The 13,965-nt window shown below is 60.5% G+C and carries 12 protein-coding genes and 1 other RNA gene; 1 reads left to right on the forward strand and 12 read right to left on the reverse strand.

The window, feature by feature from the left end; translation table 11 throughout:
* Positions 1–4: 4 nt before the first annotated feature.
* The 12 genes from JL39_RS06315 to JL39_RS06365 all read right to left on the reverse strand — a co-directional run bounded on the left by JL39_RS06315 (position 5) and on the right by JL39_RS06365 (position 12,427).
* A complete protein-coding gene (locus JL39_RS06315) occupies positions 5–1,438 on the reverse strand; it encodes a UDP-N-acetylmuramoylalanyl-D-glutamyl-2,6-diaminopimelate--D-alanyl-D-alanine ligase (RefSeq protein ID WP_037147519.1) in 1,434 nt (477 codons plus the stop codon).
* A complete protein-coding gene (locus tag JL39_RS06320; protein WP_037148529.1) occupies positions 1,435–2,895 on the reverse strand; it encodes a UDP-N-acetylmuramoyl-L-alanyl-D-glutamate--2,6-diaminopimelate ligase in 1,461 nt (486 codons plus the stop codon). Before JL39_RS06320 ends, JL39_RS06315 begins: the two co-directional genes overlap by 4 nt.
* A gap of 58 nt (positions 2,896–2,953) precedes the next feature.
* Complete coding sequence (locus JL39_RS06325) at positions 2,954–4,699, reverse strand: penicillin-binding protein 2 (protein ID WP_037147522.1); 1,746 nt, start codon at positions 4,697–4,699, stop codon at positions 2,954–2,956.
* A complete protein-coding gene (locus JL39_RS06330) occupies positions 4,699–5,160 on the reverse strand; it encodes a hypothetical protein (RefSeq protein ID WP_037147525.1) in 462 nt (153 codons plus the stop codon). The genes JL39_RS06325 and JL39_RS06330 overlap by 1 nt, the downstream gene beginning before the upstream one ends.
* 4 nt (positions 5,161–5,164) lie before the next feature.
* A complete protein-coding gene (rsmH, locus tag JL39_RS06335) occupies positions 5,165–6,190 on the reverse strand; it encodes a 16S rRNA (cytosine(1402)-N(4))-methyltransferase RsmH (RefSeq protein ID WP_037147528.1) in 1,026 nt (341 codons plus the stop codon).
* A 14-nt stretch (positions 6,191–6,204) separates the two neighbouring features.
* Positions 6,205–6,639: a division/cell wall cluster transcriptional repressor MraZ gene (mraZ, locus tag JL39_RS06340; protein WP_037148531.1), complete on the reverse strand. Its 435-nt coding sequence runs from the start codon at positions 6,637–6,639 to the stop codon at positions 6,205–6,207.
* 473 nt (positions 6,640–7,112) lie between these two features.
* Complete coding sequence (locus JL39_RS06345; protein ID WP_244446840.1) at positions 7,113–8,207, reverse strand: acyltransferase; 1,095 nt, start codon at positions 8,205–8,207, stop codon at positions 7,113–7,115.
* Between the two features lie 155 nt (positions 8,208–8,362).
* Positions 8,363–8,799: RNase P RNA component class A (gene rnpB / locus JL39_RS30485), an RNA gene on the reverse strand.
* Positions 8,800–8,839: 40 nt separating this feature from the next.
* On the reverse strand, positions 8,840–10,030 hold the full coding sequence (locus tag JL39_RS06350; RefSeq protein WP_037147533.1) for an FAD-dependent oxidoreductase: 1,191 nt from the start codon (positions 10,028–10,030) through the stop codon (positions 8,840–8,842).
* Between the two features lie 70 nt (positions 10,031–10,100).
* Positions 10,101–10,688, reverse strand: a complete 588-nt coding sequence (locus tag JL39_RS06355; protein WP_037147536.1) for a transglycosylase SLT domain-containing protein — start codon at positions 10,686–10,688, stop codon at positions 10,101–10,103.
* 231 nt (positions 10,689–10,919) lie between these two features.
* Entirely contained in the window at positions 10,920–11,687 is a 768-nt protein-coding gene (locus tag JL39_RS06360; protein ID WP_037147538.1) for an N-acetylmuramoyl-L-alanine amidase, read from the reverse strand.
* A complete protein-coding gene (locus tag JL39_RS06365; protein ID WP_037147541.1) occupies positions 11,684–12,427 on the reverse strand; it encodes a DnaJ family molecular chaperone in 744 nt (247 codons plus the stop codon). Before JL39_RS06365 ends, JL39_RS06360 begins: the two co-directional genes overlap by 4 nt.
* Positions 12,428–12,750: 323 nt before the next feature.
* On the opposite strand from JL39_RS06365, the gene JL39_RS06370 reads away from it, so the two are divergent.
* Positions 12,751–13,962, forward strand: a complete 1,212-nt coding sequence (locus tag JL39_RS06370; protein WP_037147544.1) for a pyrophosphate--fructose-6-phosphate 1-phosphotransferase — start codon at positions 12,751–12,753, stop codon at positions 13,960–13,962.
* Positions 13,963–13,965 lie beyond the last annotated feature (3 nt).

Here is a 13,965-nt window from a genome sequence, read left to right on the forward strand (position 1 = left end):
CTAATTAAGAGTGGCGCTCCGTGTCGGGGAATGCCGGGTAGTTGTCAAGCAGGGCTGCGACGATCCTGCCGAAGCCAAGTCCAAGCGACGACTTCACCATGACGACATCGCCAGGCATCACCGCGCGCACCACGAAATCGGCCAGATCCGCCGTTTTCTCGCGGTATTCGACATGGACGCTTTCGGGGAGCGCGTCGCGCAGTGCGGCCATTTCCGGACCGGCGAGCCAGACATGCTCGACACCGGCGGCAAGCAGCGGGCCTGCCAGATCCTCGTGCACCTTTGCCGAGAACTCGCCCATCTCCAGCATGTCGCCGAGCACGGCGATTCGCCGGCCGGCAAGTTCCGGTGTCGCGGATGCCAGGAGCGCGATCGCCGCCCGCATGGAAGCCGGATTGGCGTTGTAGCTTTCGTCGATCAGCGTCAGATGTCCCTCGCCAATGCCGAGGAGATGGCGTTCGCCCCTGCCCTTGACGGCCCTCAAGGCGGCAAGCGCCTCCATGGCCTTCGGCATGTCCGCTCCCATGAGGAAACAGGCGCCGAGCGCCGCCATGGCGTTTTCGGCGATATGGCGGCCTGCCGCACCGATATGGATTTCCGAAGTTTCCCCGTTCAGCACGGCCCAGACGGTCGAGCCTTCCGCATTGCCTTCGAAATCCGCCAGCCGGAAATCCGCCTTCGCATGCTGGCCGAAGGTGTAGACGTGGGATACCCCGGACTCTTGCGCCTGCTTTTCCAGGAAGTCGAACTGCTTGTTGTCCCGGTTGAGGATCGCCGAGCCGCCGGGCTCAAGCCCCTCGAAAATCTCCGCCTTGGCAGCGGCGATCTCTTCGAGGCTCTTGAAGTGGCCGAGATGGGCGGCGGCGATCGTGGTGATGATCGCCACATGCGGACGCACCATCTTCACAAGCGGCCGGATCTCGCCCGGATGGTTCATGCCGATTTCGAAGACGCCGAAATCCGCATCCGCCGGCATGCGGGCGAGCGTCAGCGGCACGCCCCAATGATTGTTGAAGGAAGCGACGGCGGCATGCACCTTGCCGGAGGGCGCCAGCACCTGACGCAGCATCTCCTTCGTCGTCGTCTTGCCGACCGAACCGGTGACGGCGACGATACGCGCCCGGCTGCGGTCACGCGATGCAAGGGCAAGCCGGCCCATCGCGGCGAGCACGTCGTCGACGATGATCATCGGCACGATGAGCTTGCCCAATGCGGGAAGCTTCGCCTCGCTGACCACGATCAGCGGCGCGCCGTTCGCGACAGCCATGCTGGCGAAATCGTGGCCGTCCACGCGATCACCCTTGATGGCAAAAAAAGCCTCGCCATCGCCGATGGTGCGGCTATCGATCGAAATGCCCGTGATGCCCTCGGGCAGGGTGCCGATCGGCCGGCCGCCCATGGCGGCCATCATCTCCTCCGACGTCCACAGAAAGCTCATGACTTCAGCTCCTCCAGCGCCTTGCGTACCTCCACATGATCGGAAAACGGCAGGATCGTCGCGCCGATCGTCTGGCCCTCCTCATGGCCCTTGCCGGCAACGATCAGAGTGTCGCCGGAATTGAGCATGCACACGGCCTCTCGGATTGCTTGCGACCGGTCGCCGATCTCGATCGCGCCCGGCGCCGCGGCCATGATCTCGGAGCGGATCACTTCAGGAACCTCGGATCGCGGATTGTCGTCGGTGACGATGACGACGTCGGCAAGCCTTGTCGCCACCTCGCCCATGATCGGCCGCTTGCCCTTGTCGCGATCACCGCCGCAGCCGAAGACCACGATAACACGGCCTGTCGTAAAGGGGCGCACGGATGTCAGCACATTTTCCAATGCATCCGGCTTGTGGGCATAATCGACATAGGCGAGCGCGCCATCCCGTGTGTGACCGACCAGTTCGAGGCGGCCGGAAGCGCCAACCAGTTTTTCGAGTGCGGTTATGGCGACGGGAGCAGCCACGCCGGTCGACATGGCGAGACCCGCCGAGACCAATGCATTCGCAACCTGGAAGTCGCCGGCGAGCGGAATATCCACTTCGAAGATTTCGTCGCCGAAATGGACTTCGGCGGTCTGCTTGTGGCGGAAGTGCTCAACCCGCTTGAGGCACAAATAATTGCCCTTGCGGCCGACAGTGCGGACATCGAGGCCGGAGGCGGTGGCCACGCGGATCGCCTCCTCAGACCACGGGTCGTCGGCAAAGATCACCGCCGGCGAACCTTTCGGCATCAGCGTATCGAAAAGCCGCATCTTGGCGGCCATATAGCTTTCCACCGTCGGATGGTAATCCATGTGGTCGCGGCCGAGATTGGTGAACGCGGCAGCCGAGAGGCGCACACCGTCGAGGCGGCTCTGGTCGAGGCCGTGGCTGGACGCCTCCATGGCGGCATGGGTGACGCCTTCGGCGGCAAGTTCGGCAAGCAGCTTCTGGAGTTCGACCGGATCGGGCGTCGTCAGCGAGCCGTAGTCGTTGCGGGTTGGAGAAACCACACCGGTGGTACCGATCTGAGCTGCGGCAAAACCGGCATACGCCCATATCTGACGGGTGAAGGAGGCAACCGAGGTTTTGCCGGCCGTCCCCGTTACAGCAACCATGGTTTCCGGCTGCGCACCGTAGAATCGAGCCGCGGCAAGCGCCAGCAGCCGGCGCGGATTGGAAACCACCAGAACCGGAATTCCCGCATCCGCCGGATGGCCAGCGATGGCCGCAACGGCACCACGGGCTGCGGCATCGCCGATATAGGCCGAACCGTCGGCCTTTGAGCCGGCAAGCGCGGCAAACAGCATACCGGGAATCACCTTGCGGCTGTCCGAGGCAAGGCCCCTCACATCGAGTTCACCTGCCGGTCCGGCCATGAGCTCCGCTATTTCCGGAAAATCCCGTCCGGCAAGGTCCCGCAATTTCATCGGCTGAATCTTCATTCTGAGTATCGTCCCCACGAATCGTAAGCCGATTTGTTATCGCTCAATAAGACACGAGCAGGGCAGAACCGTCATTGCCGAATTTCGGCTTTACACCGAGAATGGGGGCAGCCCGGCTGATGATTTCCTTCACCATGGGCGCGGCCGACGTCGCCGACAGCGCCGCACCATTGCCCTTGTCGGTCTTCGGCTCGTCGGCAAAGCTCAAGACCACATATTGCGGATTGTCCATCGGAAAGGCCGCCAGGAAGGCGTTGAAGTTCTTGTCGTGCGCGTAGCGTCCGTTGACGACCTTGTCGGCGGTGCCCGTTTTTCCGCCGACGTTGAAGCCGGTGACACGGGCGTTCCTGCCGGACCCGTTGGCACCGTTCCACTCGAAAAGGAAGCGCATGTCCTTGCTGGTCGACGGCTTGAGCACTTGAGTTGCAACCTTGTCAGCCTCCTCGCGCGTGCGCGGCAGGAAGGTCGGCTCGATCAGCTTGCCGCCGTTGACGAGCGCCGCCCCTGCGACGGCCGTCTGCAGGGGCGTCGTCGAGACACCGTGGCCGAACGAGATCGTGATGGAGTTGATCTTCTTCCACGTGCGCGGCTGGCTGGGCTGGGCGACTTCCGGGAGCTCCGTCTTCATCTTGCTGAGCAGACCAAGCCTGGTCAGGAATTCCTTGTGCCCGTCGATGCCGACGGTATCGGCGATCTTCGCGGTCCCGATATTGGAAGAAAATTGGAAGATTTCGGGAACACTGAGCACTCGTCCCTGGCCATGAAAATCCTTGATGGTGAAACCGCCGATGCGAATCGGGAAGCGTGCATCAAACGTGCTCTGCAGGTTCACCTTGCCGGAATCGAGGCCCATCGCGATCGTGAAGGACTTGAAGGTCGAACCCATCTCGAACGTACCGTTCGACATGCGGTTGAACCATCCTTCCTCACCACCCACGGCGGGATTGTTGGGATCGAAATCCGGAGCGGAAGCCATGCCGAGGATTTCTCCGGTATGGACGTCGATGACGACAGCTCCGGCTCCGATCGCGCGATATTTGGCGATCGCTTCAACAACCACTTCGCGGACGATGGACTGCACGCGAAGGTCGATCGAAAGCTTCACCGGTTCGAGAGGCTGGTTCGACGTCATTCCGACGGCTGTAAGGTCAGCAAGCCCCTGACTGTCGACATAACGCTCCATGCCGGCGACGCCGCGGTTGTCGATATTGACGTAGCCGACGACATGCGCGGCCGTCGCTCCGCCGGGATAGAAGCGGCGCTTCTCCGGCCGGAAGCCGATCCCCGGAATGCCGAGCGCCAGGATCTGGCTCTGCTGTTTCGGCGTGAGCTGGCGCCGGAGCCACTGGAAGCGCGAACTGGATTTGAGCTTCGAATAGGTCGACTTGACGTCGAGATCGTGCAGCACGGTCGAGAGTTTCTCGATCACCTCGTCCGCATCAACGATCTTGTGCGGCTCGGCAAACAGCGAAACCGTCCGGATATCGGTCGCCAGTACCTCGCCATTGCGGTCGACGAGATCGGGGCGAGAAGCCATGAGCCGATCGGCCGGCAGGATACTGGACGTTGTGAGCGGCTGCGCCACGCCATATTGCACGAGACGCCCGCCGATGACGCAGTAGAAAACGGTGAAGCCGGCAATCAGCAGGCCGACACGATTCTTCGCCTGGTTGGATTTCCGCTTGCGGGTGCCCTCGAAGGAGGCGCCACCCGAAGAAGAGCAACCGCGACTGCCGGCGGAAAAATGCGCCCGGCTCTTCAACACCATGATGCGAGACAGGAAAGACATCAGCGGTTCACCGATCCAGTAGAGATGACTTCGACGGAGCCGCGCGGCAGCGGCACCGGGATTTTCTGGGCGGGCTTCGCCTTGGCGGCTGCAACCCCCTTGAGCGCGGCGGCAACCTCGCTGTTCTTGCCGGCGATGATATCCTCGATCGTCGTTTCCGGCTGCGGCAGCGCCGATCTGGGCATCGGCAGTTCTTTCGGCATGGCAAGCTGGGTCGGCTCGGTCGGAGCCAGACCGAGTTCCGAATTATAGACCTTGATCAGCCTGTGGAGACGGTTCGGCTGGGTGAGCAGCGCCCAATCCGCCTTCAGGAGATCGATCGTGTCCTTCTCCAGCTTGATTTCCGTCTCCAGCCGGCGGACCTCGGCAAGCTTCTCGTCGGCGCGATGTTTGATCGTGTAGGTAACGACCGCGGTCGCCGTCATGATGCCGATCAGAACGAGATCGAAGCTTCTGAGCATTCCGTTAGGCTCCCATCCTTGCAATGCTGGCGAGATCGGGCAGATCGAAAATCGACATGTCGACCGGGCGCGGCGCCGCGTCCGTACGAATGCCGGCGCGCAATTTGGCGGAACGGGCCCGCGGATTGGCTTCCGCCTCCTCATCGCTGGCGGCGACCACCGATCTGCCAAGCGCCTCAAAAACGGCAGGCTTCGCCTCGACCATCGGCAGATGTCGCGAACCGGAAACCTTGCCGGAGCGATCGGCGAAGAACTGCTTGACGATCCGGTCTTCGAGGGAATGAAACGTGACGACCACGAGCCGGCCACCAGGCTTCAAGGCACGCTCCGCAGCAAAAAGAGCCTGGGCGAGTTCACCGAGTTCATCATTGACGAAGACGCGCAGCGCCTGGAAGACGCGCGTCGCCGGATGGATCTTGTCCTTGGCCTTGCGGGGATTGACGCTTTCGATCAGGTTCGCAAGATCGCGTGTCGTGGTGAAAGGCTGGGATGCGCGGCGCTTTTCGATAGCCCGGGCAATACGGCCAGCCTGCCTCTCCTCGCCCAGAAAACCAAAGATGCGGGTGAGATCGCTAACCTTGGCGCGATTGACGACATCGGCGGCCGAGACGCCTTCAGCCGACATGCGCATATCGAGCGGGCCATTTCTCTGGAAGGAGAAGCCGCGCTCGGCTTCATCGATCTGCATCGAGGAAACGCCGATATCGAGAACGACGCCATCAAGCCCGCCCTGCGGCGCATGGTCTGCAAGCCGGGAAAACTGAGAATGAATGAGCGTGAGGTGATCTTGATTGGCATCGACAAGAGCCTGACCCGCGGCAATCGCAGTCGGATCCCGATCAAGGGCAATCACGTCGGCACCAGCGGCAAGGAGGGCGGACGTATACCCGCCCGCCCCGAATGTGCCGTCCAGGATAAGCTTGCCCGACCGGGGATCGAGAGCATCGAGGACTTGCTTCAGAAGAACCGGAATGTGGCGAACCGGTCCGCCGTCGGGCTCGGTTGTTCCCTTGCCTGGATTCGCCACCATTCCGCACCCCTGTCCTAGACGGGACGCGAACTCAGACGCCCCTCTCTTGCCGCCGCCTGCGCCGCATGGAACGCCTGCGGCTGCCAAAGCTGAAAATGATCCGAGCGCCCGACGAAGGTCACTTCCGAACTGATTCCCGTGAAGTCGCGGATGAAATCCGTGACCATCAGCCGGCCCTCCGCATCGAGCCTCATGAAGACGCCGCCACCGTGGACCAGCAGCGACATCCGGTTCGCTTCCGGCGAAAACGGATCCGCGGAAGCGATCTGCCGTTCGTAACGATCGAGCAGGTCCGGCCCTCCGACGCTGATCGCCGGATAGACGAAATCCTGGAGACAATAAAGCTCCTGAATTCCGCGCTCCGAAAGAACCGAGCGGAAACTCGCCGGAACGGAGACCCGCCCCTTCGCATCGATCCTGTTCGTCGCATTCGACAGGAAGCGGCTCATCACACCGAACATCCGCCCCATTCAAATCCAGGGCGAAAAACCGCCCGCCCGTACGCACCGCACCAGACACAGCTTCGCCACCCGAATGGACGATAAGCCATCCGGCCCGAAGACCGAAACTCTGGGATTTACGGGCGATCATCCGCCCTTGCACAGTGCAGCTTTGGGATACCATGGGACCATATGGGCGTCAATGGGAGAAGCCCCGCTAGCTGCTCCCAAACCGAATTTATTTATAAGCCGTTAAGTTTAACAAAGGGTTATTAAGGCGGATGGAGAAGCCGCCTTGAGCAAGTGCTGCAAGTCGATCTGGCACAACGGTTAAAGGACCGCAATCAAAAGAATTTTTTGAATCTCTAATGGAAGAAATCGGCCATCGGCAAACAGCCTTCGGCAGACGGTGAGCGTTGGCGCCCAACCTGTCCGTCGGGCCTGCACGGGCCGACGAGCCTCGGACGGAAATAATGGAGGCGTCAGGCCGCTTCGGGAACAATCGGTCTGGTATCGGTCTCCAACAATTTCGAGGCAACACGGCGACCGAGCGCAATCGACGGTTTTTCGACAAAACGGAAGACCAGATATGAGACGCCGATAGTTGCCATCAGGCAGACGAGCATGGTCGCGAGATCACGCCACCCTCCCGTCAGCGGCAGGAATCGGTAGATGGTGACATTGACGATCCAGTGGAAAAGATAGATCGAATAACTGATCCGGCCGATCCAGGCGAGAACCCGCGATTGCGGCGCGTTGAGCCGGACCGCACCGATGAATACGGCGACTGCAAGCAGATACCCTGTCATGATCGGCAGCGTGCCGATCAGGATGAAGCCGTCATTGCGCATCAGCGAGAATTCCGAGACGGCGAGAACGGCGAGCAGCTGGTACGCGATAAGATAGGCGGCGCAACTTGCCGCGCCCTTCTTGCGCTCGACGATTGCAAGCCGCAGCAGCAGGCCGGAAAACAGAAAGGAAAGATGCAGGCCGATATAGGACACCGGAAGCCCGATGCCGAGATAAAGGCGAACGAGAATCGGTCCCGCAGTCGAAGAGACCAGCGCCACCGCCAGAATGACGACGGCGAGCGGATTGCCGAGAAACCGCGTCGCGAAAAGCCCGGCCGCCAGGAAATAAAAGACCAGTTCGATGAACAATGTCCAGTATATGCCGGACATCCAGCCCTGCCCCAGAAATTGCGGAGCCATGGTGACATTGGCAAGCATCGTCATCATCGAGACCGGCGTACCGGCGGTCCAGTAGATGATGGCGAGGCAGGCGAGAGCGCCCCAGAAGGCCGGATAGAGCCTGAAGAAGCGCGAGATCGCAAAGCGCTTCAGCGGCGCTTCCCCGCGAATGCTGAAGGGAACGACGAAACCACTGATCAGGAAGAACAGCACGACGCCGAACCGCCCGAGATCAAGGGAATGTTCCGAAAAACTGAGCCAGGGATAGAGAACGCCGGCCGACACACCTTCCGCCCGGGAAGCGTCGCCGATGAAATGCTGGACGAAGACCGAAAGAGCGGCAATGGCGCGCAGGCCATCGATATTGGACAATCTTGCTGCAGACATCGGCTTGCTGCTCCGGGGAACGAGGGGCATGGAAATTGCGCCGATTTCTAGCACCAGGGCCTGATGGCGGGAACGTTGCGGAAGGCCCCGCAGCCCTTATCTTTTAAATCATTGTTAAGGATAAAATTGGATTAAAATCCGCACCAAAAGGAGACGATGCCAGTTGGCCTGTAAGCCGGGTTCTGTATGGCCCCGATGCGAACACCGGAACGTGGCAGCCATTCATCTGGGACGATGCTTGCACATCGCCTCGCGCAACCCACCCGGATGACTGGCCCGGAAACCGGTTGTGGCCACGCTTTCGCGTAGGCCCGCGTCATCCCTATTCGGTCTTGCTCCCGGTGGGGTTTACCGTGCCGCCCCTGTTACCAGAGGCGCGGTGGGCTCTTACCCCACCCTTTCACCCTTACCCCGCCGTCTCAGCCGCTTGCATTCCAAGCGGTTGAAAAGGCGGGGCGGTTTCCTTTCTGTGGCACTTTCCCTGGGGTCGCCCCCGCCGGATGTTATCCGGCACCGTGTTTCCGTGGAGCCCGGACTTTCCTCACCTCACCGCCTTTCGGCATTGGTAAAGCGCGGCTGCCCGGCCAACTGGCATGCGGTCCATAAACGAGATAGGGATGGAACACCAGAGTTTACAGATAATCCGCTGAAAAATCCGTTGAATAGGCGTCATCCACGATCCGCCCGTGGAAGATCAGCTCAGCTCCAAGCCGGCCGATCTCGTCGGAACTCTTGGCTGCCGCGCCGCAGCCGCCGCTCAGGATTCCGATACGGCCTGCCTCCGTCATGGCGATCGCCGGATAATCCGTCGGCGTGAAGGAGGTGACGCAGGCCGCCATTGAATTGCGGGAAAGGTCGAGCGAGGGCATCAGGCGTGCCATGACCTCCGTCAGATGGGCCCGGGTGCTTTCACGACCGCCGGAGCGAAACCAGGCGCGGATATCCGGTTCAGACGGCAGCAGCAGATCGTCCGGATCGCCGCCGATCTTGAGATAGATCCTGCCGTCCGGATAACGCACCGGCGGCAGGAGATAGATGCCGTCCTCCGCCTGGTTCCATTTCCAGATCAGTGACGGCACCTTGCCGAAAATGTCCATCGCCGCCTCGTCCACCTCGAAGAAGGCGACGGTGCGGGCATAAATCTTCAGATCAAGACGCCGCGGCAACAGATTCTCATTGATGGAAAATCCGCCGGCGGCGACGAGGACCTTTTCGGCTGAATAGCTGTTGCCCTCAACGGTGGTGACGGCAACCGCATCGCCCTCCTGGCGCACAGAGAAGACAGTCTCCGCGATAATCGCGGCGCCTTGCCTTTCGGCGAGCAGCGCCTGGGCCTTCACCAGCCGGCGCGGATTGATATGACCGGCATTCTTCGACTCCCAGACGCCCTCGCTCTCGCCCGGGAAGCAGAAGAACGGAAAACGGTTTGCGAGACCGGCGTCGGTCAAGGTCTCGGTCGCGACCTCCAGCCTGTCAGCCGCATCAAGGACATTGCTGACATAGGACGGCCCGTCGGCCCGCTTCGGCCCCACGATCAGGCAACCGGATTCGGAGTAAAAATCGATACCGCTCTCGGCGGCGATCTCGCCATAACGGGCGATGGAACGATTGGCGAGGTGCGCCCAGACAGGGTCGGGATCGATCGTCCGGGTAATGCGCGCCTCGTCGTAATGGCTGGCAAACACGCCTTCATGGCGCTCATGGTCGGCAGGTTCGCCCGGACCGATCAGCGCGACGCCGTTGGTCCATTTCGAGAGGTAACGGGCCGCAGCTGCCCCCATCATGCCTCTTCCGATGACGATGTATTTGAACCGCGCCGTCATGCCCTGCCCCTTTTTTCGATTCCACCGGCCGAAGTGCCCACTATCGAAGCACTTCTAGCCGTTTTCGGAATCAAAATGCCACAGGCGAAAGCGACGCAGTCTGTTGCTTCGTTTCCAGGATCGCCTCCACCCGGCTGCAATAACGCTTCGAGACGGGATTCATGCGCTTGGCTCCGTGGCCGGCATTGTATCTGAGAATGGTGCCGCAGGTTTTCCCATCGCCGAGCTCGTGAGCACCTGCGAGATATTTCATGCCGAAGCGGATATTGGTTTCCGGGTCGTAGAGGCCGTAGTCCGACCCTTCATATCCCATCAACCGCGCCGTCGCCGGCTTGAGCTGCATAAGGCCGATCTCACCGGCCTTTCCCTTGACCGTGGGGCGGTAATTGCTCTCGACCTGGATCACTGCATTGGCGAGCTCGACGGGGATGTCATATTCATCGGCATATTTCTCGATCAGCTTTGTATAATGCGTCTGCCGAACGAGGCGTTTGTCCGCATCCGTCGGCGCCGCCAAACCGGTTTCGCGCGTTTCCCAGGGAACTTTGGAAGTGTTGGTGGAGGTTTTGACTTCGCTGCCATCCTGAGCGCGCACGAATTCGGTTTCCGCGGCAAGCATGGCAAGGCCCGCCGCGGCAGCAATGATCAGTTTTTTCATCGAATAAGAATGTCTCCGAACCAACAGGTTCGCGGATATCATGACGCAGATACCCTCGCCGCGTCGCCGGACAGACGGCGCAGCGTTCTACGAAACCTGATCGTTTATCTCTGCAACCCCGTCCTACCTGGCGGCTGCGCTAACGGGTTCTTTAGAAAGTCTTAATAAGGAAATGATGTGGCAGCGCAAAATTTTTGCTGGAAACGCAGGATTTGAAGCCTCGTCCTGCAATCAGACATGACTGTATTTCGGCAGAGCCTTCAGCAAGCGATGCAGTGTATCGATCGTGGAAAAATCAGCGATACCGTCCACGAGCAAGGGCCGAAAATGTCGCTGGAAAGCTTCAACGACACCTTTCGTCCGCTCACAGAAGTTCCCTGTAATTTCAATGTCGTACCCATAGAGCGACAGCATGGACTGCAACGCTTCGATGGGTTGGCCACTTTCGCCGTACTGGAAGAAGCGTCCGCCGCTGATTTGTGTTGGATCGGTCCAGTGACCAACGCTGGCAAAGTGCAATTCCTGCCAGGGGAAATTTTCACCCGGATCGACCTTGCGTATCGGTGCAACATCCGAGTGTCCGAGCACCCTTTCGGCCGGAATTCCCCATCTTGAGCCGCAGTCCCGACACAATTCGACAACGGCGCTGATTTGCGTATCGGGAAAGCCGGGTAGGCCACCGGGATGTCCAAGATTGGCAATCTCGATCCCGATGGAACAGGAGTTGATGTCCGTTTCTCCCGCCCAGCAGCTTTTGCCCGCATGCCAGGCCCGGCGCGCCTCGGGCACGAGTTGCACGACACGCCCGTCCTCATGGACGAAATAATGGCTGGAAACCTGACTTTCCTCGCGGCAGAGCCAGTCGAGCGCGCCGTCGGCACTGCCCATGCCGGTATAGTGCAGAAGGATCATGTCGGGCTTGCGCCCGTTCGCGCGTTCACCGTGATTGGGAGAAGGCATGACCGAAGCGCCGGCATAATCGGCGGTGAACAACGTCATGCAGCGCGGCGCTCTTTCGCAATCGCCGCATAAGCCGCATTGAGCGCGGCCATCCGCTCGTTGGCGGCCGCATGCAGTGCAACCGGTACGCCGCGAGCGATCAGCCGGTCCGGATGATGCTCGGACACCAGCAATCGGTATTGCTTGCGGATATCTGCGAAATCGTCTTCCGGCGAAACACCGAGCACCAGATAGGGATCGGCGCCATCGAGGTGGACATGGCGCGCCATGATGCGGCGGAAATGAACCTCGTCGATCCGGAAGATCTCAGCAATCCGGGCCACGAAGGCGAGTTCCTTCTCATGGACAAGGCCATCTGCCTTGGCGATGTGGAACAGGCCGTCAATGACATTTTCCAGCATCGGGCAGTTTTCCGAGGCACCCGAGCTGCACAGACCTGCAAGCTTCGTCGCATAAGCCTCGTAGCCGGCCACGTCCTGACGCGCGAGATTGTAGAGCCGCGCCACGTTGCGCGCCTCCTCGTCCGGGAAGTCGAAAATCTGCTGGAAGGCCTTCACCTCCGCCTCGGTCACGATTCCGTCGGCTTTCGCCATCTTCGCGGACAGCGCAATGATCGCCACTGAAAAGGAAACCTTCCGGCGCGTTTCGGGATCGCCTTCGAACACCGTGCGGATCGCCTCGACCACGCGGCCGAGCACGCTGCCTGCCGCATCGCCGATCGCGCCAAGGAGCCGTTCCCAAAGGGAGGAGATCTGCAGACAGGAAAAATCGAAAATCATTACTGCAATGGACCAGATTATCCCTGCGATTGCAAGGAGGTGGGTGGTCCGTCTCGGATTAAACTATGTTCATGTTTTCCGAACAATCATCACCGATCACCGATCGGTTACCTTGCATCCCACGCTGCGGGCGATCGCCGGGCAACCGTTTTCCACAAGGGCGGCCGGCGCGCAGCGTGGTTGAATCGATTATATTCCATTCTCCGGGATCGCCGAACGGAAGCTTCGGTTTTTCTTGAGAAATTCACTTTACAGGGGGGCCATCTCTGGCGCATCCATTCCTTCGTTTTTTGAGCTGTACGCGAAAGCGTCAAGGAGGAACGATGGCCAAACAGAAAGTAGCAATGTTGACCGCCGGAGGCCTTGCGCCCTGCCTGTCTTCCGCCGTCGGCGGGCTGATCGAACGCTATAACGACATTGCGCCCGAGATCGAGATGGTCGCCTACCGCTCGGGATATCAGGGCGTGCTTTTGGGCGACCACATCGAAATCACCCAGGACATGCGCGAAAAGGCCTATCTCCTGCATCGCTACGGCGGCTCGCCGATCGGCAACAGCCGCGTGAAGCTCACCAATGCCGCCGACTGTGTCAAGCGCGGCCTCGTCAAAGAAGGTGAAAACCCGTTGCGCATCGCCGCCGACCGCCTCGCGCAGGACGGCGTCACCATCCTCCACACGATCGGCGGCGATGATACCAACACGACCGCAGCCGACCTTGCCGCCTATCTTGGCGCCAACGGCTACGACCTGACCGTCGTCGGCCTGCCGAAGACGGTCGACAACGACGTGGTGCCGATCCGGCAGTCGCTCGGCGCATGGACCGCGGCGGAAGTCGGCGCACATTTCTTCGACCACGTTTCCAACGAGCAGAGTGCCGCCCCTCGCACACTTGTGATTCACGAAGTGATGGGACGTCACTGCGGCTGGCTTACCGCCGCGACGGCCCGCGCCTATATTCAGAAGACCAGGAACAATGAATATGTCGAAGGCCTGATGATGAACACCCAGATGAAGAACATCGATGGGCTCTACCTGCCCGAGATGGCTTTCGACCTCGACAAGGAGGCCGCACGCCTCAAGGACGTTATGGACAAGCGCGGTTTCGTGACGCTCTTCGTCTCGGAAGGCGCCTGCCTTGACGCAATCGTCGCCGAGCGGGAAGCCGCCGGCGAGGCCGTCAAACGCGATGCCTTCGGCCATGTCAAGATCGATACCATCAATGTCGGAAACTGGTTCCAGAAGCAGTTCGCCGCGCTTCTCGGCGCCGAACGCTCCATGGTGCAAAAATCCGGCTATTTCGCACGCTCGGCCCCGGCGAATGCCGGCGATTTGATGCTGATCAAAGGCATGGTCGACCTTGCGGTGGAAAGTGCGCTGAACAAGGTTTCAGGCGTGACCGGCCATGACGAGGACCAGAACGGAAAATTGCGAACGATCGAATTCCCGAGAATCAAGGGTGGAAAACATTTCGATCTGACGGCAAAATGGTTCGGCGAAGTGATGGACTATATCGGCCAGCCTTTCGCCGAGGCTTGATAT

Origin of the sequence: Rhizobium sp. YS-1r, assembly GCF_000757525.1 — a bacterium.
GTDB lineage: Bacteria > Pseudomonadota > Alphaproteobacteria > Rhizobiales > Rhizobiaceae > Neorhizobium > Neorhizobium petrolearium.